Below are 20,428 nucleotides of genomic sequence, written 5' to 3' on the forward strand. Positions count from 1 at the left end.
GGCGCAAGCAGCGCTGTTATGACGTGCTGCGCTTCAAAGCGAGGATGTCGCGTGAGCCGCGAATGACATCGCCGAGGCGCCCTCCCGGGGGGAGGGTCGGGCGCGGCCCGGGGTGCCCCCTGGCGTAACGGTTTCAAGGGGCAACGTCGCTCTACAGCTTCGCAGTATTAGCTTTAAGAGCGCCGCCTAACCCGCTCGAAAACCTCAGTCTTCCGCCCGCAGCAACAGCGGCATCAGCGCCTGCGCCAGCGCCATCGCACCGCCCGACTGATAGTGCCAAACCTGCCAGCCACGGGTATCCGCCGCGTCAATATTCCGCTCGCGATCGTCGATCAGCAAAAGCTCCTCGGGCGCCAGTTTCATCGCCTCTTCGATCCGCTGGAAGAACCCCGCATCGGGTTTCGCCACGCCCAATTCACCCGAGGCGAAAATCGCGTCAAACCGCTCGGCCCAGCCGCCCTCGACCGCCAAGAACCGCGCCCGCCGTGCGTCGCAATTCGTCGCCATCACCTGCGCCACGCCGGCGCGGTCCAATTGCGCGATCATCAGCAGCAATTCGCGGTCCGGCGCGTTGTCTTGTTCGAACAAAACCTCGAGAATATCCTCGGCATTGCCCTCGAACCCGCTCTCGGCGACGAAGGCCTCCAGCCGGTCGAGAATATCATCCTCGCCGATCTGCAACGCGCGCCGGTTGCGTTTGAACACCGCCTGCTCGAACGCCTCAGGATCAAGGCCCAGTTCGGCCCGTAGAGCCGCCCGCCAGCCATCCCCCGCGATATTCAATACACCGTTGAAATCCCACGCAATTGCGCGAATATTTTCGATCCCCTCGATCATCCCGCAACCCTTTCACGCAGATGCGCCAGAATGTCGGCGCTGGCCCCCGACCAATCCGCCGAGAGCGACCGATAAAGCGTCGCCTGCGAGCGTAAAACCGGCGCGGTATTAAGGATTTTCAAATGGTTCGCGCGCAGGGTTTCGCCGGTCGAGGTGATATCCGCCACCGCCTCGGCGGTCAGGTTGCGGATCGTGCCCTCGGTCGCGCCCTGACTGTCGACCAATTGGTAATCCGCGACCCCGTTGGCGCGCAGAAACTCGCGCACCAGCCGGTGATATTTCGTCGCAATCCGCAGCCGGAACCCGTGATCCTGCCGGAACGCCGCCGCGACGGCATCCAGATCATCCAGCGTTTCCACATCGACCCACGCCTCGGGCACCGCGATGATCAGATCGGCATGGCCAAAGCCCAGTTCCGCCATCACCTCCAGCTGCGCGCGCCAATCCGCCAGCTTTTCGCGCACCAGATCGGTGCCGGTGACGCCAAAATGAATGCGCCCCGCCGCCAGTTCACGCGGGATTTCCGAGGCCGAGAGGAGCACCAGATCGACCCCCTCAAGCCCGTCCACCGCGCCCGAATACTCGCGTTCGGCACCGGTGCGGCGCATGGTGATGCCGCGCGCCGAGAACCAGTCAAAGGTTTTCTCCATCAGCCGCCCCTTCGACGGCACCCCGATTTTCACCCGCTGATCAAGGCTCATGCGCCGCCCTCCAGTTCCACCAAGAGCGCCGGACGCACCACCCCGCCGACCGCCGGGATCGACGAACCCTGCCCCAGCACCGTGGTTAACGCGTCAAACCGCCCGCCCGAGGCCACCGGCGGCAGATCCTCGCGCCCATCGGCGGAAAACCCGAAGACGAACCCGTCGTAATATTCCAGCGTCGTGCGCCCGTAGCTGGCCTCGAAATCCAGCGCATCCACATCAATGCCAAGCGCCGCAAGCGCCGCCAAACGCTGCTCCAACAGGTCCAGCGAGGGCGCAATCCACGGCATATCACCGGCATGGGCGCGCATTTGTGCCAGCGCTTTCGGCGCTTTATCGGCGACATTCAGCAGCGCCTCGACCCGGTCCACCAGCGCCCCCGGAATATGCGGCGTCTGTGCGTCACTCAGCAGTTTCGTCAGCCGCGCCTCGACCTCGGCGCCACTGCGCAGCCCGATCTGCGGCGCCGCGCTCTCCACCCGCTCGCCCGCCTGCAACCGCGCTAGTAGCGCCGCACGCGCCTCGGGCAAGGGCGCACGCCCCGCGAACCGCTCCAAAAGTGCGCGAAACCGCTGCGGCCGCCACAGATGGCGCATCAGCGCGGCGCGGCGCAAATCGGACGTCGGCAGCCCGTTCACCGCCGCCCGCAAAATCCCGATATCGCCAATCGAGGGCCGCAACGCTCGCCCGCTGAGCAGCCGCGCGAACAGCGCAAACACCTCGGCATCGGCGCGCTGCGGATTGGCGCGGTCGAAAACCTCATAGCCGACCTGCAGATACTCCGAGGCCCGCGCCCCGCCCGCGCCCTCCTGCTTGCGAAACACCTCGCCCATATAGCAATAGCGCGCCGGTTCCGCGCCGCCCGCCATATGGGTCTGCACCACCGGCACGGTGAAATCGGGGCGCAGCATCATCTCGCCCTGCACCGGATCATGGGTGACATAGGCACGGGCGCGGATATCCTCGCCGTAAAGATCCAGCAAAGTCCCCGCCGGCTGCAAGATCGCCGCTTCAATCGGCACCGCGCCCCAGTTCTGGAACGCGCCAAACAGCCGCTGCGCCTCGGCCCGCGCCGCCTGCCCGTTGCCGGGTTGCCCGCCGTTGTTTTGCGCGCTCATACTCACGCCGGATCGTCCAGCATCGCCTGCACCGTCGCCACCAGATCTTCGCGCTTCACTTCCACCTGCGCGGGCCGCGATTTCCACTCCTCAAGGCTGGCACTCTCGGCAATCTTCGCACCCAGCACCAGATCCTTGACCTGCACCACGCCCGCCTCGGCCTCATTCGAGCCCTGAATGATGGCCACCGGAGAGCCGCGTTTATCCGCGTATTTCAACTGGTTGCCAAAGTTCTTCGGGTTGCCCAGATAGACCTCGGCGCGGATACCGGCGCGGCGCAACTCGCCGACCATCGCCTGATATTCCGTCATCCGCGCGCGGTCCATCACCGTCACCACCACCGGTCCCAGCGCGGGCTTGGCGCCCTGCCCTTTCGCCGCCAGCGCCGCCAGCAACCGATCGACACCGATCGAGACGCCCGTCGCGGGCACCGCTTGGCCGGTGAAGCGCTTGACCAGATCGTCATAGCGCCCGCCCCCCGCGACCGAGCCGAACTGCCGCTTGCGACCCTTCTCGTCGAGGATCTCGAAGGTCAACTCCGCCTCATAGACGGGGCCGGTATAATAGCCCAACCCGCGCACCACGGATGGGTCAATGACAATGCGGTCCGCGCCATACCCCTGCGCTTCCAAGAGCCGCGCCATCTCTTCCAACTCGGCGACACCCTCGGCACCGATCACCGATCCGCCGACCAACTCGCGCAGCACTGCGCAGGTCTCGGCCCCGCTGTCGCGCCGCGCGCCGGTGAACGCCAGCACGGTATCCGCCGCACTCGCAGGCAGCCCCGCGCCCTTGGTGTAATCGCCGCTCTCGTCCTTGCGCCCCTCGCCCAGAAGCGCGCGCACACCGGATTCGCCCAGCCGGTCCAGCTTGTCGATGGCGCGCAGCACAATCCCGCGCTCCTCTTCAAATTTCGACGGGTCGGCAGGGTCCAACACCCCCGCCGCCTCCATCACGCCATTCAACACCTTGCGGTTGTTAATCCGCACGATATAGTCACCGCCCAGCCCCAACTCCTCGAATACATCCGACAGCATCGCGCAGATCTCGGCATCCGCGGCCACATTGCCCGAGCCCACCGTATCCGCATCGCATTGATAAAACTGCCGGAATCGCCCCGGCCCCGGCTTTTCATTGCGCCAGACCGGCCCCATCGCATAGCGCCGGTAGGGCGACGGCAGATCATTGCGGTATTGCGCCGCGACACGGGCCAAAGGCGCGGTCAGATCATAGCGCAGCGCCATCCAATCGCCCGCCTTACTCTCGCCCTCATCCTCTTGCCAGGCAAACACCCCCGCATTGGGCCGGTCCACATCGGGCAGAAACTTGCCCAAGGCCTCCACCGTCTCCACCGCGCTGGTCTCCAAAGGGTCGAACCCATAGCGATGATAGACCGCGGCGATCTTCGCCAGCATCTCGTTGCGGGCGGTCACTTCGGTGCCGAAATAATCACGGAACCCCTTGGGCGCTTCGGCGCGGGGGCGGCGGGGGGCTTTGGATTTGCTCATGAAACCGTCCTGAATCTGTCGCGCGTGGTCTAGCTTACAGCAGGCTTATGAGCAAGAAGGAGCCGTTGACCTCGCCGCGCATTTGCCCCATTCAGCGCCTATGAGTGAAAAAACCGCCCTTCTCGAAGAGAAAATCGCCCATCTGACCCGCGCGGTCGAGGATCTATCCGATGTGGTCGCCGATCAGGCCAAGCTGCTGGACGTGATGTCGCGGCGCCTCGGCGCCCTGATGCAGCGCGAGGCCGAGCGGGAGGCCGATAGCGGCAGCTCCGTCCCCCTCGCCGACCAGCGCCCGCCACATTGGTAAACCGCGCCTAATCCGCCCGCGCCGCTCACCCGCCGCGCCCGTCTACAGCACCCCCCCGGCTTCATCTTGCCAAAAATACTCACCTTCTGGCGCAACCTCGGGGCCAGAGAATCGGGCAGAATTTCCGCCAGCCCATAGCGCAAATTCCCACACCAAAACCGCCCCGAAATCGCCCCAATCCGGCCCTTGTATTACCGCAAATCCCCGCGCCACCCCGTTGAAAACACGGGAAAAACTGCCGCGCGCGCAAAGCTGTGCCCGAAATCCCACAATTGCACGAATTGAAACATACATATGAGCCATCTCAATACGCTAACCACGAGCTAAGGCATCATTGCTCAACTTATAGGCGCAACGCCCTCGCCCGATGCAGGTTCCCGCAGGTTTCGGGCCACAAGGGGCGCCGCCACTGTTTGGAGTAAGACGATGCCGCCAAAGGCCCCTCAAAACACACCCGCAAATGCCGCCCCCGATCGCGGCGAAGACCTGTTGATCTGGGAGATGGTCAACGCCATGGAGATTGATCTGGCCTGCGCCATCCAGCGTGATGAACTGCCGATCAAGACGCTCGGCGCGATGATGCGTAATTGCCATGCCTGCCCCGCGCCGCGCCTATGTGGGGTTTATCTCGACAGCCGCGCGGGGCGCACCGCGCAGGCGCCCAGCTTCTGCCCGAACCGCGAAAAACTCTCGGATCTACAGCGCAACCGCCGCTACAGCACCGCCGCCGCGCCTCACAAGACGACAGCGCCCCAAGACGCCGCCCCCTAGCTTCATCTTGCCAAAAATACTCACCTTTTGGCAAAACCACAGCAAAAGCACCGCGGGCGCCCCCTAAGCGCCCGCGCCCCTTTACCAGCTGATCACAAAATACAGCCCCAGCGCCAGTATCCCACCGCCGATCAGCACGCAGGCGGCGCCGGTGATAATCCCTGAACGGCAGCCATCCAGTTGCACCTCTTTCGGCGCGTTGAAATTCACCAAAATCTCGCGGGTCGAGCCGATCGGATATTGCATATTCACCCCGCAACTCGCCGCCAGCGCGCGCAGGGTGCTGCCATCGGGGGCGGAGAATTCAAAACTCGGTTGGTAGTAAAGCGTCTCGGCACGACCGCTGCCGAAATGCCGATGGGTGATGATCTCGACCACCGTGCCGGTCACCGTCTCGCAGGCTTGGCGAAACCGCCAGACGCGGGCCAGCATCCCGCAGCCAGCCAGCATGATGATCGCCGGCAGGATCACGAAACACACATAGATCAACAATTGCAGCCAAGCCGGCAGATCACTCATCACAGCCTCCCCCGCGCTCCCGACACGCGGCACACAGAGTATACACGCGGGTATTTAACCCCAGAGCCCCCGCGTCAGGCAAGAAAAAAGGGCGACCCGAAGGCCGCCCTTTCCCTGTGCCGTCAGGCGCATGATTACATCATGCCGCCCATGCCACCCATGCCGCCCATGTCGGGCATGCCGCCACCGGCACCGGCGCCGCCCGACTTCTCGGGCTTGTCGGCGATCATCGCTTCGGTGGTGATCAACAGACCGGCGATCGAGGCCGCATCTTCCAGCGCGTGACGGGTCACTTTCGCCGGATCGATGACGCCGAACGAGAACATGTCGCCATATTCTTCGGTCTGGGCGTTGAAGCCGAAGTTCACGTCGCTCGACTCGCGGACCTTACCGGCCACGACGGCACCGTCGACACCGGCGTTGTCAGCGATCTGACGCAGCGGCGCTTCCAGAGCACGGCGCACGATGGTGATACCGGCGGTCTGGTCGGAGTTGTCGCCGGTCACATCGGTCAGACCTTTGGCAGCCTGCACCAGTGCCACGCCACCACCGACGATCACGCCCTCTTGGACGGCCGCACGGGTTGCGTTCAGCGCATCGTCAACACGGTCCTTGCGCTCTTTCACTTCGATCTCGGTCAGGCCACCGACGCGGATCACCGCAACACCGCCAGCCAGTTTGGCCAGACGCTCTTGCAGCTTCTCTTTGTCGTAATCCGAGGTGGTTTCCTCGATCTGCTGACGGATCTGGGCCACGCGGGCTTCGATCTCGGGCTTCTCGCCGTTGCCGTCAACAATGGTGGTGTTGTCCTTGTTGATCGAGACTTTCTTGGCGGTGCCGAGCATATCCATGGTCACCGACTCAAGCTTCATGCCCAGATCTTCCGAGATCACCTGACCACCGGTCAGAATCGCGATGTCCTGCAGCATGGCCTTGCGACGATCACCAAAGCCCGGTGCCTTGACCGCAGCGATCTTCAGACCACCGCGCAGCTTGTTGACCACGAGGGTCGCCAGCGCTTCGCCTTCGACGTCTTCGGCAATGATCAAGAGCGGCTTTTGCGACTGGATCACGCTCTCCAACAGCGGCACCATCGACTGCAGCGACGACAGCTTCTTCTCGTGCAGCAGGATGTAGCAGTCTTCCAGCTCGGCAATCATCTTGTCCGGGTTGGTGACAAAGTAGGGCGACAGATAGCCACGGTCGAACTGCATGCCTTCGACGACTTCGACCTCGGTCTCCATGCCTTTGTTTTCTTCGACGGTGATCACACCCTCGTTGCCGACTTTCTGCATCGCGTCAGCAATGAAACGGCCGATGTTGGCTTCGCCGTTGGCCGAGATCGTGCCGACCTGAGCCACTTCGTCGCTGTCCTTGACCGGACGCGCCATCTTGCGGATCGCTTCGACGACATTCGAGGTCGCCAGATCAATACCGCGCTTGAGGTCCATCGGGTTCATGCCCGCGGCGACAGCTTTCATGCCTTCGCGCACGATGGCCTGAGCCAGAACCGTAGCGGTGGTGGTGCCGTCACCGGCTTCGTCGTTGGTGCGGCTGGCCACTTCTTTGACCATCTGCGCGCCCATGTTCTCGAACTTGTCCGACAGTTCGATCTCTTTGGCAACGGTGACACCGTCTTTGGTGATGCGCGGCGCGCCGAACGACTTGTCGATGACCACGTTGCGGCCTTTCGGGCCGAGGGTCACTTTAACAGCGTCTGCCAGAACGTTGACGCCCTTGAGCATCTTGTTGCGGGCGTCGGTATCGAATTTGACTTCTTTAGCCATGATTGCGGCTCCTTGAATTCAGGTTGGAAGGAAAGGAAACGTCAGCGGATCAGGAGATCACGCCGAGGATGTCGCTTTCTTTCATGATCAGCAGCTCTTCGCCGTCGACCGTGACTTCGGTGCCCGACCATTTGCCGAACAACACGCGGTCGCCTGCAGCAACGTCCAGCGCGATGCGTGCACCGGCTTCGTCACGCGCACCGGCACCGATGGCGATGATTTCACCTTCGGCGGGCTTTTCTTTTGCCGACTCGGGGATGATCAAACCACCCTTGGTCTTTTCATCGCTTTCGACACGGCGGACCAATACGCGGTCATGAAGGGGCTTGAAGGCCATTTGTGAACACTCCCTAAGGTTCAGGTATGAAGGGTTTTAGCACTCACCCAAGGCGAGTGCTAACGAGGATTGAGATAGGCAGAGGCGGCGCGCGTGTCAACACCGGTGTTGCAGGAATTTTTCAGGCGCCTCCGGTCTGGCGTTGTGCAGGCGCTTGGCCTCAAAATTCCCAGCAAATACGGGCCGAATGGCGGCGTATCTGGCACTCTCTCAAGATTGGAAATGACGCTAGGGCGTCTTGATGAACCTATGCATTGCCAGAGGGTTTTCAAGGGCTTACCCTCGGCATTTGCACCGCACCTAAGCTGCAACATTCCGGCAGGGGCTGGACAGGCGGGCGCATAGATCAGGGGGCGATCATGACGGCGACATTTACCATCTGCACCCTGCCCGCGCTGCCGTCGCAGACAGCCCGCCCCCACGGCAGATTGGCCCTCTGCCCAGTGCCGCGTGAGGCCGAAGATTTCGCGCAGGTCAAGGCGCTGGCCCCCGATCTGATCCTCAGCCTGACGCCATTGAGCGAAAACACCGCCCTTGGCGTGCCGGACCTGCCCCGCCAGCTCGCCGCGCTCACCAAACAATTCCGCGCCTTCCCGATCACCGACTATGCCATCCCGCCCGATCACGCCGATTGGGCCGCCGTCTCACGCGCGGCGCAGTCCGTCCTCGCCGCCCATGGCACGGTGTTAACCCATTGCAGGGGTGGCTTTGGCCGCTCGGGCATGATCCTCTTGCGCCTGATGATCGAGGGCGGTGAAGACCCCGCCGCCGCCCTCGCCCGCCTACGCGCCACCCGCCCGGGAGCGGTGGAAACTGCGGCGCAACTACATTGGGCCACGGCGGGACCAACGGAGGCTGACACCGATGAATGACGCATTTCTCACCGACCTCACCGCGTTGCGCCGCGCGTTCCACCGCCACCCAGAATTCGGCTTTGAAGAGCATCGCACCGCCGCAAGCGTCGCCGATGTCTTGCGCGCGGCGGGGCTTGAGGTCACCGAAGGGATCGGCGGCACCGGCGTTGTCGCCACGCTCCAACGCGGCACCTCCAGCCGCGCGATTGCCCTGCGCGCCGATATGGACGCCCTGCGCATCACCGAGGCCACCGGCGCCGAACACGCCTCACAAACCCCCAGCTTGATGCACGCCTGCGGCCATGACGGGCACACCGCCATGCTCTTAGGTGCCGCGCAACTCTTGGCCCGCGAGGGCGGCTTTGACGGCACCATCCGCTTTCTCTTTCAACCCGCCGAGGAATGGGGGCGCGGCGCGCAAGCCATGCTTGATGACGGGCTGATGAGCCGCTTTCCCTTTGATGAAATCTACGGCCTCCACAATATGCCCGGCCTGCCGCTCGGCCATTTCGAGACCCGCGCGGGCGCGCTGATGTCCGCCGAGGATGTTTTCGAGATCACCCTGAGCGGCCAAGGCGGCCATGCCTCTCGTCCGCATATGATCCGCGAGGCGATGCTGCCCGCCTGCGCGCTGGTGATGGAACTGCAAAGCATCATCGCGCGGCGCATTGATCCCGCCGAGATCGCCGTGCTTTCGGTCACCGAACTCCTGACCGACGGCACCCGCAACGCCCTCCCCGGCGAGGCGCGTATTCTCGGCGATTGCCGCAGCTTCAACCCCGAGATCTCGGCGAAAATCGAGGCGGAAATGCAGCGTCTCGCCCATGCCGTGGCCGAGGCTCACGGGGTCACCGCACATCTCACCTACAGCCGCGAATTTATCCCGCTGATCAATGACGCGGACCTCGCCGAGGCCTTTCTCGACGCCGCCGCGCCGCACTCCGAAGTGGCCAAATTGCGCCCCGCGCCGATGACCGCCTCCGAGGATTTCGCCCGCTTCCTCGCCCATGTCCCCGGCGCCTTCGCCTATATCGGGAACGGCGAGACCTCCGCCCCGCTGCACAGCCCGAGTTATGACTTCAACGACGCCGCATTGGCCCACGGTGTCGCCACGCATATGGCCATTGCACGGGCGCGGCTGCCCGAATAACCCGCCGTGTGACGGGGCGGAACATGGTCAACCCGAGGTTAACGCGACAGGCCAAGCTCTTGATATTGCGTGTCCCTCACTCTGTCCCACGCGTGGGACGATCAGCGGAATGATCAGCAGGGTCGCCCTCCTCCGGCAGCGCCCCGTCCCAATCCGCCAGCCCCTTTTTACCCGCCTCACTCAGCCGGTAGACGCCTATTTCGACCCGTTCAAACCAGCCGTAATGATTGGAAGCCATCAACCGCGTCGCCACCGGAACGCCGGTATCCTTGGCCACCGCCGCCCCCTTCGCCGCCCCGTATTCCGCCAGATAGGCGGCACATCTCAACGCATCCTGCCGGTATCCCGTCACGATCCCATGCCGCGTCGCCCCGCCCGCATTCGGATCGCCCTGCCGCCGCGCAAACTCCGCTTCAATCCGCTTGCGTTTCACCTTCGATATCCGCGGCGCATAAGGCCCCGGTTCCGCCAGCACCTCGACAAACAAATCCCGCGCCCGCACCACCATCAGGCCCAGCCCCAGCCGCCGGCTCATCGCGGTGTTTTCCTTGATCATCCGCCGCGCCGCCCGCCCCTCGGGCCGCATCACCGCCAGATAAACCTGCGGCGTCACCTTCAGCCGCTCGATCCCCTGATGATAGAGCGCCAGCGAGAATTTCAGCTTCATCTCGACAATCACCGGCTCATCGCCGCCCATCGCCACCAGATCCGCCGCGCCAATCTCGCCCTTCACGGTCAGCCCGCGCGCTTCAAAGAACGCCTTCAGCGGCGCATAGAGTTCGGATTCGCGCTGCATTTGCCCACAACGGGAGCAATATCGCCCGCCGACATCCTCCCGCCCCCTTTTCCTATCATCCCCGCTTGCCTATAAGTCCCGCGAATTGCAACTCCTACAGGATGCCCACGCATGACCACGCTCGTTTTCGGCCATAAATCCCCCGACACCGATTCCACCGGCTCGCCGATCATCTGGGCGTGGTATCTCAACGAGATCAAAGGCCAGCGCGCCGAAGCCGTGTTTCTGGGCGAACCCAACACCGAAGCCGCCTTTGTGCTGGAAAAATGGTCCTGCCCCAAGCCGCGCATCGTTGAAAGCTTTGAAGCCGGCACCAAAGTCGTGATCGTCGACACCAACAACCCCGCCGAGCTGCCCGCGAATATCAACAACCTCGATATCACCGCGATCATCGACCACCACAAGCTGGTCGGCGGGCTGGAAACCAAAGGCCCGATCGACATCACCATCCGCCCCCTCGCCTGCACCGCAACCCTGATGCATGATCTGATGGGCGCGGATGCCGATAAGATGCCCGACTGGGTGAAGGGGCTGATGCTGTCCTGCATCCTCTCCGACACGCTGGAATTCCGCTCGCCCACCACCACCGCGACCGACCGCGCATTGGCTGAGAAACTGGCCGCCGAGTTGAACCTCGATCTCTCCGCCTATGCCGCGCAGATGTTCGAAGCGAAATCCGACATCTCTGCTTTCACGGACGCGGAACTCTTGCGCATGGACAGCAAGGAATACACTGCCGCTGGCAAAGCGCTGCGGGTCTCGGTTCTGGAAACCACCGCGCCGAAACTGATCCTCGACCGCAAGGCCAGCCTGATGGCGTCGATGACTGCCGTCGCCGCTGAAGACGGCGCCGATCAGGTGCTCTTGTTCGTCATCGACATCCTCAATGAGGAAGCCACGCTTTTGGTGCCCAATGATCTGGTCAAACAATTCGCCGAGAAAAGCTTTGGCGCGACGGTCACCGGTGATACCGTTGTCCTGCCCGGCGTGATGAGCCGCAAAAAGCAGATCATTCCGGCCCTGACCCTGTAAGGAGGGTCTTTGGCACTATAGGGCGCGTTTGCCGGCGGATCGTTCATCTGACGCCATCGGTTCAAGTCCGATGGACGATGAGCCCCCGACAAACGCCGGGGGTATTGCACCCCCGGCGTCCCTGCGGGCCGCTCCCCCGCAGGATATTTGCGGCATAAAGTGATGGGCGGCCCGATTAGTTTGCCCAAGCGCCCTTGCGCATCACCGGCACACGCTCACCCGATTGGGTGATGCCGTCGATGTCGATCTGATCCGAGCCGATCATCCAGTCGATATGGATTGCGCTGGCATTGCCGCCGCGGCGCGCGATCTCGTCACTGTCCATTGTCTCGCCGCGATGGAAACAGGTCGAATAGCATTGCCCCAGCGCGATATGGCTGGCGGCGTTTTCATCAAACAGCGTGTTGTAGAACAGCAGGCCGGATTGCGAGATCGGCGAGGCATGCGGCACCAGCGCCACTTCGCCCAAGCGGCGGGCGCCCTCGTCGGTGTCGAGCACTTTATTCAGCACCGACTCGCCGCTGCTCGCCGTCGCTTGGGTGATCGCGCCGTCTTTGAACTCCACCGCGATGTCCCGGATCAACGTGCCCTGATGCGAGAGCGGTTTGGTCGCCGCGACCCTGCCCTCGACGCGCAGCTTATGGGGCGTGGTGAAGACTTCCTCGGTCGGAATATTCGGGTTGCAGGAGATTCCGTTCTGCGCCTCAGTGGCGCCGGCGATCCATTTGTGTCCGTCCGCGAGGCCGATGGTTAGATCGGTGCCGGGGCCGGTGTAATGGAGCGCGGCGAAGTTTTGCCCGTCGAGCCATGCAGCGCGACGGCCCAGCTCGGCGTTATGGGCGGCCCAACTCGCCACCGCGCTATCGTCCGAGACCCGCGAGGCGGCAAAGATCGCCTCGGCCAGCACATGCACCGCCTCGTCTTCAGGCAGGTCCGGCGAGACCAGCCGCGCCCAAGCGGGATCGGGATAAGCGACAATCGACCAATTGGTTTTGAACTGGGTGATGCGCTCGCGTGCCGGCGTATAGGCCAACGCCATGGCTTTATTGGCACGGGCGACCTTGTCGGGGTCTTCATTGGCCAAGAGCATCGGGTCGCCCCCCGCCACCGCCAGCCGCGCCGCGCCCTTGTCGTAGGCCTGCGCCATGCCGTCGAACATCCAGCCCGCGGCACGGTCAAATCCGGCGTCATGCCCATAGCGGTAGCGGGCCAGCGCGGTTTGATCATCCGAGAGGATCGGCGTCACCAGCCCCGCGCCCGCCTTATAGGCGTGTTCAACGATTTTGCGCACCAAGGGCAGCGCGGTGACCGAGGCCGAGAGGATCAGATCCTGCCCCTCTTGCAGGTTGAGGCCGGTGCGCACGGCGACTTCGGCCAAGCGGTCAAGTTTCACGGGATCGATGGCGGGGCTCGTTTTGGTGCTCATTCTATGCCTCTGTCGGGTCTGCGCGTTTCGGGTCATGTGATGGAACCGCGCGGCGATTGCGCCAGTTCGCTTGGCAGGATAGACCGACCCTCGCCGCCGTCAACGTCTCAGGAGCATTTCGTGACCCAATTGATCAGCCGCCTTGATGATATCGCTGCGCCCTATGATGTGTTGCTCTGCGACCTTTGGGGCTGCCTGCATAACGGCAAGGCGCTTTACCCCGAGGCGGTGGCCGCGTTGCAGCGGTTTCGCGAGCGTGGCGGGGCGGTGGTGCTTTTGACCAACGCGCCGCGCACGCGTCATGCGGTGAAAAAGCGGCTCGATGCCATGGGGTTACCTGCCGATGCCTATGATCTGATTGTCGCTTCAGGCGATGCCACACAGGAGGCGATGCTGAGCGGGGCGGCGGGGCGAAAGCTCTGGCATTTGGGACCGGGCAAAGATGCGGATCTGTTCGAGATCATTCCCGAATGGCTGCAGGACCAACCGCCGATTGAGCTGGTGCCACTGGAAGAGGCAGAGGGGATCATCTGCACCGGCCCGTTTGACGAATTTAACGACGCGCCCGAGGATTACCGCGCGCAGTTTCTCTATGCCAAAACCAAGGGCCTTAAGATGCTGAACGCCAACCCCGATCTGGTGGTGGATTTCGGCGAGACACGGCTGATCTGCTCGGGCGCTTTGGCCGCGCTCTATGACGAAATGGGCGGCGAGGTGCTGTCCTTTGGCAAGCCGCATCCGCCGATCTACGACTTTGCCCGCCGGGAGCTGGCCAAGATCGGCGCGCGCTCCGAGAGTGACGCGATGCTGGCCATTGGCGACGGGGTGCGCACCGATATTCGCGGCGCGCAGGCCGAGGGGATCGACGCGGTGTTTGTCACCGGCGGGCTGGAGACCGCGCATTTCGGCCCCGACCCGGACGCCCCCGATGCCGCGGCATTAGAGGCATGGCTCGCGGCCGAAGACCTGCATCCGCGCTTTGCCATCGGGCGGCTGGCGTAATCCGCGCGGCCTCAGGGTTTCCCCTGCCATTTTGCGTTTTGCGCTTCCCTTCCACGACAAGATCGTCTAAGCGCCACAGCGATGCGCATCCACCCTTGGAGGGGCGCATCTTACGCAATCTTATTCTAGGAGAACCGATATGGCTAAAGAGATCCCTGATCTCGTCGCCGAGGTCCGGACGGGGACAGGCAAGGGGGCCGCTCGTCAAGCTCGTCGTGATGGTTTGGTGCCGGCAGTGGTTTACGGGGGCGGCGAAGAGCCCGTCTCGTTGAACTTTAAATACAACTACCTGCTCAAGCTGCTCAAGCAAGGCCGCTTTCTGTCGACGCTGTTCAACCTCAAGGTTGAAGGCCAGGACGATGTCCGCGTGATCTGCCGCAATGTGCAGCGCGACGTGGTCAAAGACCTGCCGACCCATGTTGACCTGATGCGCCTGCGCCGCACCTCGCGGATCAGCCTGTACATCCAGATCGACTTCATCAACCACGAAGAGGCCCCGGGTCTCAAGCGTGGCGGCACGCTGACCGTGGTGCGCCCCGAAGTTGAACTGAACGTGCTGGCCGGTGACATCCCCGAGCAGATCACCGTTGATCTGGCCGGTCTGGATATCGGCGACGTGGTGCATATCAACGACGTCACCCTGCCCTCGGGCGCCAAGCCGACCATCCAGCGGAACTTTGTGCTGGCCAATATCGCCGCCCCGTCGAGCCTGCGCTCCTCGGATAGCGAAGATGATGGTGCCGAAGACGCTGCTGGCGAAGAGGCCGCAGAAGAGTAATCTTCCGCACCCGCGTCATGCATTTGAACCCCGCCCCTTTGGGCGGGGTTTTTCGTTGCGCCACCCGCGTCATCCCCGCCCGCGAGAGTTTTGCCGCAGGTGATAGACAGCACTGCCGCCACCGCGTAAAACGCCGCCATGAAATTACTTGTCGGCCTTGGAAATCCCGGCGCGAAATACGCGCAGAACCGCCATAACATCGGGTTTATGGCGCTCGACCATATTGCCGCGGATCACGGGTTCGCCCCGTGGAAAGCGCGGTTTCAGGCGCAGATCAGCGAGGGGCGTTTTGGCTCCGAGCGGGTTATGTTACTGAAGCCGCAGACCTTTATGAACCTCTCGGGTCAAGCGGTTGGCGAGGCGATGCGCTATTTGAAACTCGCGCCCGACGACGTGGTGGTATTCCACGATGAGCTTGATTTAGCGCCCGGCAAGCTGCGGCTGAAGTCCGGCGGCGGGCATGCTGGGCACAACGGGTTGCGCTCGATCCACCAGCATATTGGCGCCGAGTATGACCGTGTGCGCCTCGGCATCGGTCATCCGGGGAATAAAAACGCCGTGGCGGGCTATGTGCTGCGTGATTTCCCCAAGGCGGATGCCGAATGGCTGGATGACCTGCTGCGCGGGATCTCGGACGGGGCGCCGCATCTGGTCGCCGGTGACGGCAGCCGGTTCCAAAACGCTGTCGCCCTCCGCGTGGCACCGGCGCGCAACGCCTCCAAAGAGCCGCCCGCGCAAGCAACAACCGAGCCCGCGGCCAAAGCACCTGCCCCCGCGGACCCACCCGAGGACACCCGCAGCCCCTTGCAACGCCTGGCCGACAGGTTTCGCTAACCAGCCTGTTGCCCCGCCCGCAGGCCCCTCGCATCCTCCGGCTTCATCTTGCCTAAATACTCATATCACCGCGACGATCTGGCGCATCGCTCCCCGCAACGGGCGCTATACACCGAGCCAAGCACAGGAGAGCCCGATGACCCATAGTGATTTCACCGCACGCAAGAAACAGGCGGCGGATTGGTTCCATACATTGCGCGATACCATCGTTGCACGGTTCGAGGCGCTGGAAGACAGCACCGAGGCGGACGCGCCTGCGGGGCGGTTCGAGGTCACCCCGACCCAGCGTGACGAGGGGCGCGGTGGCGGCGGGATCATGTCGGTGATGCGCGGCGGGCGGCTGTTTGAAAAGGTCGGCGTCAACTGGTCGGAAGTGCACGGCACGCTGGGTGAGCGCGCGCAAAAGGCGATGGCGGCGCGCGGCGTGCCCGGCATGGCCGATGACCCGCGGTTCTGGGCCTCGGGGATCAGCCTTGTCGCCCATATGCAAAACCCGCATGTGCCCGCCGTGCATATGAACACGCGGATGTTCTGGACGCCGAATGCCTGGTGGTTTGGCGGCGGCGCCGATCTCAACCCCTGCCTTGAATACCCCGAGGATACCGCGCATTTCCACGGCGAGATGCAGCGCGCATGTGATGCCCATGACGCGGGCTATTACGACCGCTTCAAAGCCTGGGCGGATGAGTATTTCTACGTCCCCCACCGCGGTCGCGCGCGGGGTGTCGGCGGGATCTTTTATGACGATCTGAACACCGGCGATTGGAAGGCGGATTTTGCCTTTACCAAAGCCGTCGGCGAGGCCTTCCTGCCCGCTTTCGCACCACTCTGCGAGAGCCGCCGCGCCACGCCATGGACCGAGGCCGACCGCGACGCGCAGCTGGTGCACCGCGGCCTCTATGCCGAGTATAATCTGGTCTATGATCGCGGCACGAAATTCGGGCTGGAGACCGGCCATGACGCGAATGCTGTTCTGATGAGCCTGCCGCCGCTGGCGAAATGGACCTAGAGCCGCAATCCTAATGTCAGACAATTTTGCGAGGAGCTCCGCCTTATTGTCTGACATTGTATTTAGACCTCTGCGACCTCCAACACACCTTCGACACCGCGCAGCGTGGCTTTGAGCACCGGCGTCACTGGCACTTCGCGGCCGACGTCGATTTCGATCTCGCCGCCGGTCTCGGGATCGGGCACATAAAACAGCAGCGGTCCCAAGGATTTGCGCGGCGCTTTTTGCGGCGGGTGCAGATCAAGGACCTCGGCAACTTCGGCCAAAGCATGCGGGCCCTCCAACCGCAGGCAGAGCCCCGCCGCACCGGCATCGGCCACCACATCGTCAATCGGCTGCGCCCCGCGTGCCAATAGCTTCAGCGTATCGGCTTCAAGCGTCGCCTCGACGGTCAGCACCACATTCATGCCGGTTTCCAGATGCTGTCGCGCCGCCTCCAGCGTGTCGGAGAACACCGTCACTTCGTAAAGTCCCGTCGTGTCAGAGAGTTGCACAAAGGCAAAACGGTTGCCGCGGGCGGATTTACGCTCTTGCCGCGAGGACACCGAACCTGCGATCCGCGCCACCAGAGCGCCGCGTTCGGCGCGTTTGGTCAGCTCGGCGACGGTGATGATATCCTTGCGCTTCAACGCGCCTTCATAGTCGTCCAGCGGATGGCCGGATAGGTAGAACCCGATTGCTTGATGCTCGGCGGCCAGACGGTCCATCGGCAGCCATTCACCCTTGGTTTTCAGACGCGGCGGCGGCAGATCGTCGCCACCCGAGAACAGCGAATGCTGCCCCGAGGCCGCAGCGGCATGGGAGGCGGCGGAATAAGCGGTCAGCGCATCCAGCCCCTCGAATACCTTCTTGCGGCTCTTCTCCAGCGCGTCAAAGGCTCCGGCACGGGCCAGCATTTCCAGCGAGCGTTTGCCAACCCGTTTCATATCCACACGTTGCGCAAAGTCGATCAGATCGCGGAACGGCGCATCGCCGCGCGCCTCAACGATCATCCCCATCGCATCAACGCCGACGTTCTTGAGCGCGCCCAAAGCATAGACCACTTTGCCGTCAGCGACGCTGAAACCGGCTTTCGACAGGTTGACGCAAGGCGCGATGACCTCGATGCCCATCCGGTCGACCTCACGCTTATAAACTGCAAGCTTTTCAGTGAGATGGATGTCGCAGTTCATCACCGCGGCCATGAATTCAACCGGATGGTTGGCCTTCAGCCAAGCGGTTTGATAGCTGACCACCGCATAGGCAGCGGCGTGGGATTTATTGAACCCATAGTTGGCGAATTTCTCAAGAAGATCAAAAACTTCTCCAGCCTTCTTCTTGTCGACACCGTTCTCGATGGCGCCCGAAATGAACTTTGGGCGTTCCTTGGCCATCTCCTCGGCAATCTTTTTACCCATCGCACGGCGCAACAGGTCGGCGCCGCCCAGCGAGTAGCCGCCCATTACCTGCGCGATCTGCATCACCTGTTCCTGATAGACGATGATGCCCTGGGTTTCCTCAAGGATATGATCAATAGAAGGGTGAATAGATTCAATGGGTTTGAGGCCGTTCTTAACCTCGCAATAGGTGGGGATGTTCTCCATCGGACCAGGACGATAGAGCGCCACCAGCGCCACGATATCCTCAATACAGGTCGGTTTCATGCGCCGCAGCGCATCCATCATGCCGGTGCTTTCCACCTGAAACACCGCAACGGTGCGTGCCGAGGCATAGAGCTTATAGGTCGGCTCGTCATCCAGCGGGATCGCGTTGATCTCGTTTTCCGCGCCCTCGGCGGGCGTGTAGATCTGGTGCCCGTCCGGCGCGATATGGATGTCGCGGCCCGAGGTGTGGATCAGGTCGATGGCGTTCTGGATCACCGTCAGGGTTTTGAGGCCCAGAAAGTCGAATTTCACCAGACCGGCGGCCTCGACCCATTTCATATTGAATTGGGTGGCCGGCATATCCGAGCGCGGGTCGCGGTAGAGCGGCACCAGCTCATCCAGCGGCCGGTCGCCGATCACCACGCCGGCGGCGTGGGTCGAGGCGTTACGCAGCAGGCCTTCGACCTTCTCGGCGTAATTCAGCAGCCGCCCGACGACCTCTTCTTTGGCCGCCTCGCGCATCCGCGGCTCATCGGCCAGCGCCTTGGTGATCGACACCGGTTTGACCCCTTCGACGGGGATCATCTTGGACAGGCTGTCGACCTGCCCGTAGGACATTTGCAGCACGCGGCCCACATCACGCACCGCCGCTTTCGACAAGAGCGCACCGAAGGTGATGATCTGCCCGACCTTGTCGCGGCCGTATTTGTCCTGCACGTAGCGGATCACCTCTTCGCGGCGGTCCATGCAAAAGTCGATGTCGAAGTCGGGCATCGACACCCGCTCTGGGTTGAGGAACCGCTCGAACAGCAGCGCATAGCGCAGGGGGTCAAGGTCGGTGATGGTCAGCGCATAGGCGACCAGCGAGCCCGCACCCGAACCGCGCCCCGGCCCCACCGGAATGCCCTGATCCTTGCCCCATTTGATGAAGTCGGCAACGATCAGGAAGTAGCCGGGAAAGCCCATGCCTTCGATGATATCCAGCTCAAAATCCAGCCGCGCCTGATACTCTTCGACCGGTGCCGCATGGGGGATCACCTTGAGACGGTTTTGCAGCCCTTCGTTGGCTTGGCGGCGGAGTTCCTGCACCTCGTCATCGGCGAATTTGGGCAGGATCGGATCGCGTTTATAGGCGGCAAAGGCGCAGCGGCGCGCGATCTCGACGGTATTGGCCAACGCCTCGGGCAGATCGGCAAAGAGCGCGGCCATTTCCTCGGCGGATTTCAGGTAATGCTGCGGCGTCAACCGGCGGCGCGGGGCCTGTTGGTCAACATAGGCGCCCTCTTTGATGCACAAGAGCGCGTCATGGGCCTCATACATATCGGCGTTGGGGAAATGCACGTCATTGGTGGCGACCAGCGGCAGGTCCATCGCATAGGCCATCTCGACAAAGGGGCGCTCGGTGGCGGTCTCGGCGGCGGTGGGCTGGCCGCCCTCGCCGGGATGACGCTGGAGTTCCACATAGAGCCGCTCGGGATAGATCGCCGCCAGCGTCGTCATCAGCGCCTGCGCCCGCGCCGCCTGCCCGTCTTGAATGAGCTTGCCGACCACGCCATTGGCGCCGCCCGAGAGGCAGATCAGCCCCCCGGCATGGCTGGCGAGGTCTTCGGGCGTCACATGGGGCAATTGCCCGTCGCCGCGCAGATACAGACAGGAGTTCAGCTTCATCAGGCTTTCATAGCCCGCCTCATTCTGCGCCAGCAGGACCAAAGGCGCGGGCGGGCGCGGCTTATCGCCGGTCTGCTCGGGCGGCAGCATCACATCGATCTGCATGCCGACAATCGGCTGCACGCCGGCGCCTTGGGCCAGCACCGAAAACTCCAGCGCGCCGAACAGCGCGTTCGAATCGGTGACCGCCACCGCCGGCATTTGGCGCGTGCCGCAGTGTTTGATAAGCTCTTTGAGCGGCAGCGCCCCTTCGAGCAGGGAATACTCGGTATGGACGCGCAGATGGATGAATTTCGGGTCTGACATGGGGCAAGGATATCCTTGGGGTCGGGCGGCGCAAGGTGGAATGATTTTCAATGATGCGTAGAAAATGCATAGCTGATATGTGGATAATTCCTACTTGCCAGA

At 63.0% G+C, this 20,428-nt stretch carries 19 protein-coding genes; 9 read left to right on the top strand and 10 right to left on the bottom strand.

What is annotated here, in order from left to right; genetic code table 11:
• Positions 1–204: 204 nt before the first annotated feature.
• From DDE20_RS00085 to hisS, 4 genes are read right to left on the bottom strand one after another with little or no spacing between them, the layout of a single operon-like run.
• Complete coding sequence (locus DDE20_RS00085; protein WP_116556426.1) at positions 205–837, bottom strand: HAD-IA family hydrolase; 633 nt, start codon at positions 835–837, stop codon at positions 205–207.
• Positions 834–1,538 carry an ATP phosphoribosyltransferase gene (gene hisG, locus DDE20_RS00090; RefSeq protein WP_116556427.1) on the bottom strand — a complete coding sequence of 235 codons (705 nt, stop codon included), beginning with the start codon at positions 1,536–1,538 and terminating at the stop codon, positions 834–836. Before hisG ends, DDE20_RS00085 begins: the two co-directional genes overlap by 4 nt.
• Positions 1,535–2,659: an ATP phosphoribosyltransferase regulatory subunit gene (locus DDE20_RS00095; protein WP_116556428.1), complete on the bottom strand. Its 1,125-nt coding sequence runs from the start codon at positions 2,657–2,659 to the stop codon at positions 1,535–1,537. Before DDE20_RS00095 ends, hisG begins: the two co-directional genes overlap by 4 nt.
• Positions 2,660–2,661: 2 nt before the next feature.
• A complete protein-coding gene (hisS, locus tag DDE20_RS00100; RefSeq protein WP_116556429.1) occupies positions 2,662–4,167 on the bottom strand; it encodes a histidine--tRNA ligase in 1,506 nt (501 codons plus the stop codon).
• Positions 4,168–4,267: 100 nt separating this feature from the next.
• Here hisS and DDE20_RS00105 point away from each other — a divergent pair, with 100 nt between their 5' ends.
• Together DDE20_RS00105 and DDE20_RS00110 are read left to right on the top strand one after the other, a co-directional pair.
• Complete coding sequence (locus DDE20_RS00105) at positions 4,268–4,474, top strand: SlyX family protein (RefSeq protein WP_116556430.1); 207 nt, start codon at positions 4,268–4,270, stop codon at positions 4,472–4,474.
• A 426-nt stretch (positions 4,475–4,900) separates the two neighbouring features.
• The gene (locus DDE20_RS00110) at positions 4,901–5,245 is read left to right on the top strand and encodes a DUF6455 family protein (protein ID WP_116556431.1); all 345 of its coding nucleotides are present in this window, start codon (positions 4,901–4,903) and stop codon (positions 5,243–5,245) included.
• An 81-nt stretch (positions 5,246–5,326) separates the two neighbouring features.
• Here the strand turns inward: DDE20_RS00110 and DDE20_RS00115 are convergent, their stop codons facing one another.
• From DDE20_RS00115 to DDE20_RS00125, 3 genes are all read right to left on the bottom strand, one after another.
• Complete coding sequence (locus DDE20_RS00115) at positions 5,327–5,764, bottom strand: DUF3592 domain-containing protein (RefSeq protein WP_116556432.1); 438 nt, start codon at positions 5,762–5,764, stop codon at positions 5,327–5,329.
• 134 nt (positions 5,765–5,898) lie between these two features.
• Positions 5,899–7,554, bottom strand: coding sequence for a chaperonin GroEL (gene groL / locus DDE20_RS00120; RefSeq protein ID WP_116556433.1), 1,656 nt, complete (start codon positions 7,552–7,554; stop codon positions 5,899–5,901).
• Positions 7,555–7,600: 46 nt separating this feature from the next.
• Positions 7,601–7,888: a co-chaperone GroES gene (locus tag DDE20_RS00125; protein ID WP_116556434.1), complete on the bottom strand. Its 288-nt coding sequence runs from the start codon at positions 7,886–7,888 to the stop codon at positions 7,601–7,603.
• 359 nt (positions 7,889–8,247) lie between these two features.
• Here DDE20_RS00125 and DDE20_RS19085 point away from each other — a divergent pair, with 359 nt between their 5' ends.
• The gene (locus DDE20_RS19085; protein WP_205961587.1) at positions 8,248–8,760 is read left to right on the top strand and encodes a phosphatase domain-containing protein; all 513 of its coding nucleotides are present in this window, start codon (positions 8,248–8,250) and stop codon (positions 8,758–8,760) included.
• Complete coding sequence (locus tag DDE20_RS00135) at positions 8,753–9,892, top strand: amidohydrolase (RefSeq protein ID WP_116556435.1); 1,140 nt, start codon at positions 8,753–8,755, stop codon at positions 9,890–9,892. Before DDE20_RS19085 ends, DDE20_RS00135 begins: the two co-directional genes overlap by 8 nt.
• 76 nt (positions 9,893–9,968) lie before the next feature.
• On the opposite strand, the gene DDE20_RS00140 is transcribed toward DDE20_RS00135, so the two are convergent.
• Positions 9,969–10,688 (bottom strand): DUF2161 domain-containing phosphodiesterase, encoded by a 720-nt coding sequence (locus DDE20_RS00140; RefSeq protein WP_116556436.1) that lies wholly within the window; start codon positions 10,686–10,688, stop codon positions 9,969–9,971.
• A gap of 111 nt (positions 10,689–10,799) precedes the next feature.
• Here DDE20_RS00140 and DDE20_RS00145 point away from each other — a divergent pair, with 111 nt between their 5' ends.
• A complete protein-coding gene (locus DDE20_RS00145) occupies positions 10,800–11,720 on the top strand; it encodes a manganese-dependent inorganic pyrophosphatase (RefSeq protein ID WP_116556437.1) in 921 nt (306 codons plus the stop codon).
• Between the two features lie 175 nt (positions 11,721–11,895).
• On the opposite strand, the gene DDE20_RS00150 is transcribed toward DDE20_RS00145, so the two are convergent.
• Positions 11,896–13,146, bottom strand: a complete 1,251-nt coding sequence (locus DDE20_RS00150; RefSeq protein WP_116556438.1) for an aminopeptidase — start codon at positions 13,144–13,146, stop codon at positions 11,896–11,898.
• Between the two features lie 120 nt (positions 13,147–13,266).
• On the opposite strand from DDE20_RS00150, the gene DDE20_RS00155 reads away from it, so the two are divergent.
• The 4 genes from DDE20_RS00155 (at position 13,267) to hemF (ending at position 16,769) form a co-directional block, all read left to right on the top strand.
• The gene (locus DDE20_RS00155) at positions 13,267–14,148 is read left to right on the top strand and encodes a TIGR01459 family HAD-type hydrolase (protein ID WP_116556439.1); all 882 of its coding nucleotides are present in this window, start codon (positions 13,267–13,269) and stop codon (positions 14,146–14,148) included.
• Between the two features lie 139 nt (positions 14,149–14,287).
• On the top strand, positions 14,288–14,926 hold the full coding sequence (locus tag DDE20_RS00160; RefSeq protein ID WP_116556440.1) for a 50S ribosomal protein L25/general stress protein Ctc: 639 nt from the start codon (positions 14,288–14,290) through the stop codon (positions 14,924–14,926).
• 138 nt (positions 14,927–15,064) lie between these two features.
• On the top strand, positions 15,065–15,760 hold the full coding sequence (pth, locus tag DDE20_RS00165) for an aminoacyl-tRNA hydrolase (protein ID WP_116556441.1): 696 nt from the start codon (positions 15,065–15,067) through the stop codon (positions 15,758–15,760).
• A gap of 136 nt (positions 15,761–15,896) precedes the next feature.
• A complete protein-coding gene (gene hemF / locus DDE20_RS00170; protein ID WP_116556442.1) occupies positions 15,897–16,769 on the top strand; it encodes an oxygen-dependent coproporphyrinogen oxidase in 873 nt (290 codons plus the stop codon).
• Positions 16,770–16,831: 62 nt separating this feature from the next.
• Here the strand turns inward: hemF and dnaE are convergent, their stop codons facing one another.
• Entirely contained in the window at positions 16,832–20,326 is a 3,495-nt protein-coding gene (gene dnaE / locus DDE20_RS00175; RefSeq protein WP_116556443.1) for a DNA polymerase III subunit alpha, read from the bottom strand.
• Positions 20,327–20,428: the final 102 nt, after the last annotated feature.

It is taken from the genome of Pararhodobacter oceanensis, from assembly GCF_003076755.1.
Classification (GTDB): Bacteria; Pseudomonadota; Alphaproteobacteria; order Rhodobacterales; family Rhodobacteraceae; genus Pararhodobacter; species Pararhodobacter oceanensis.

What these genes read in the sequence shown, in the direction of transcription:
- DDE20_RS00115 (WP_116556432.1), bottom strand. Translation starts at nt 5,764, where the DNA reads ATGAGTGATCTGCCGGCTTGGCTGCAATTGTTGATCTATGTGTGTTTC.
- hemF (WP_116556442.1), top strand. Translation starts at nt 15,897, where the DNA reads ATGACCCATAGTGATTTCACCGCACGCAAGAAACAGGCGGCGGATTGG.
- dnaE (WP_116556443.1), bottom strand. Translation starts at nt 20,326, where the DNA reads ATGTCAGACCCGAAATTCATCCATCTGCGCGTCCATACCGAGTATTCC.
- DDE20_RS00105 (WP_116556430.1), top strand. Translation starts at nt 4,268, where the DNA reads ATGAGTGAAAAAACCGCCCTTCTCGAAGAGAAAATCGCCCATCTGACC.
- DDE20_RS00150 (WP_116556438.1), bottom strand. Translation starts at nt 13,146, where the DNA reads ATGAGCACCAAAACGAGCCCCGCCATCGATCCCGTGAAACTTGACCGC.
- hisG (WP_116556427.1), bottom strand. Translation starts at nt 1,538, where the DNA reads ATGAGCCTTGATCAGCGGGTGAAAATCGGGGTGCCGTCGAAGGGGCGG.
- DDE20_RS00085 (WP_116556426.1), bottom strand. Translation starts at nt 837, where the DNA reads ATGATCGAGGGGATCGAAAATATTCGCGCAATTGCGTGGGATTTCAAC.
- DDE20_RS00135 (WP_116556435.1), top strand. Translation starts at nt 8,753, where the DNA reads ATGAATGACGCATTTCTCACCGACCTCACCGCGTTGCGCCGCGCGTTC.
- DDE20_RS00160 (WP_116556440.1), top strand. Translation starts at nt 14,288, where the DNA reads ATGGCTAAAGAGATCCCTGATCTCGTCGCCGAGGTCCGGACGGGGACA.
- pth (WP_116556441.1), top strand. Translation starts at nt 15,065, where the DNA reads ATGAAATTACTTGTCGGCCTTGGAAATCCCGGCGCGAAATACGCGCAG.
- DDE20_RS19085 (WP_205961587.1), top strand. Translation starts at nt 8,248, where the DNA reads ATGACGGCGACATTTACCATCTGCACCCTGCCCGCGCTGCCGTCGCAG.
- DDE20_RS00110 (WP_116556431.1), top strand. Translation starts at nt 4,901, where the DNA reads ATGCCGCCAAAGGCCCCTCAAAACACACCCGCAAATGCCGCCCCCGAT.
- hisS (WP_116556429.1), bottom strand. Translation starts at nt 4,167, where the DNA reads ATGAGCAAATCCAAAGCCCCCCGCCGCCCCCGCGCCGAAGCGCCCAAG.
- DDE20_RS00145 (WP_116556437.1), top strand. Translation starts at nt 10,800, where the DNA reads ATGACCACGCTCGTTTTCGGCCATAAATCCCCCGACACCGATTCCACC.
- DDE20_RS00125 (WP_116556434.1), bottom strand. Translation starts at nt 7,888, where the DNA reads ATGGCCTTCAAGCCCCTTCATGACCGCGTATTGGTCCGCCGTGTCGAA.
- DDE20_RS00095 (WP_116556428.1), bottom strand. Translation starts at nt 2,659, where the DNA reads ATGAGCGCGCAAAACAACGGCGGGCAACCCGGCAACGGGCAGGCGGCG.
- DDE20_RS00140 (WP_116556436.1), bottom strand. Translation starts at nt 10,688, where the DNA reads ATGCAGCGCGAATCCGAACTCTATGCGCCGCTGAAGGCGTTCTTTGAA.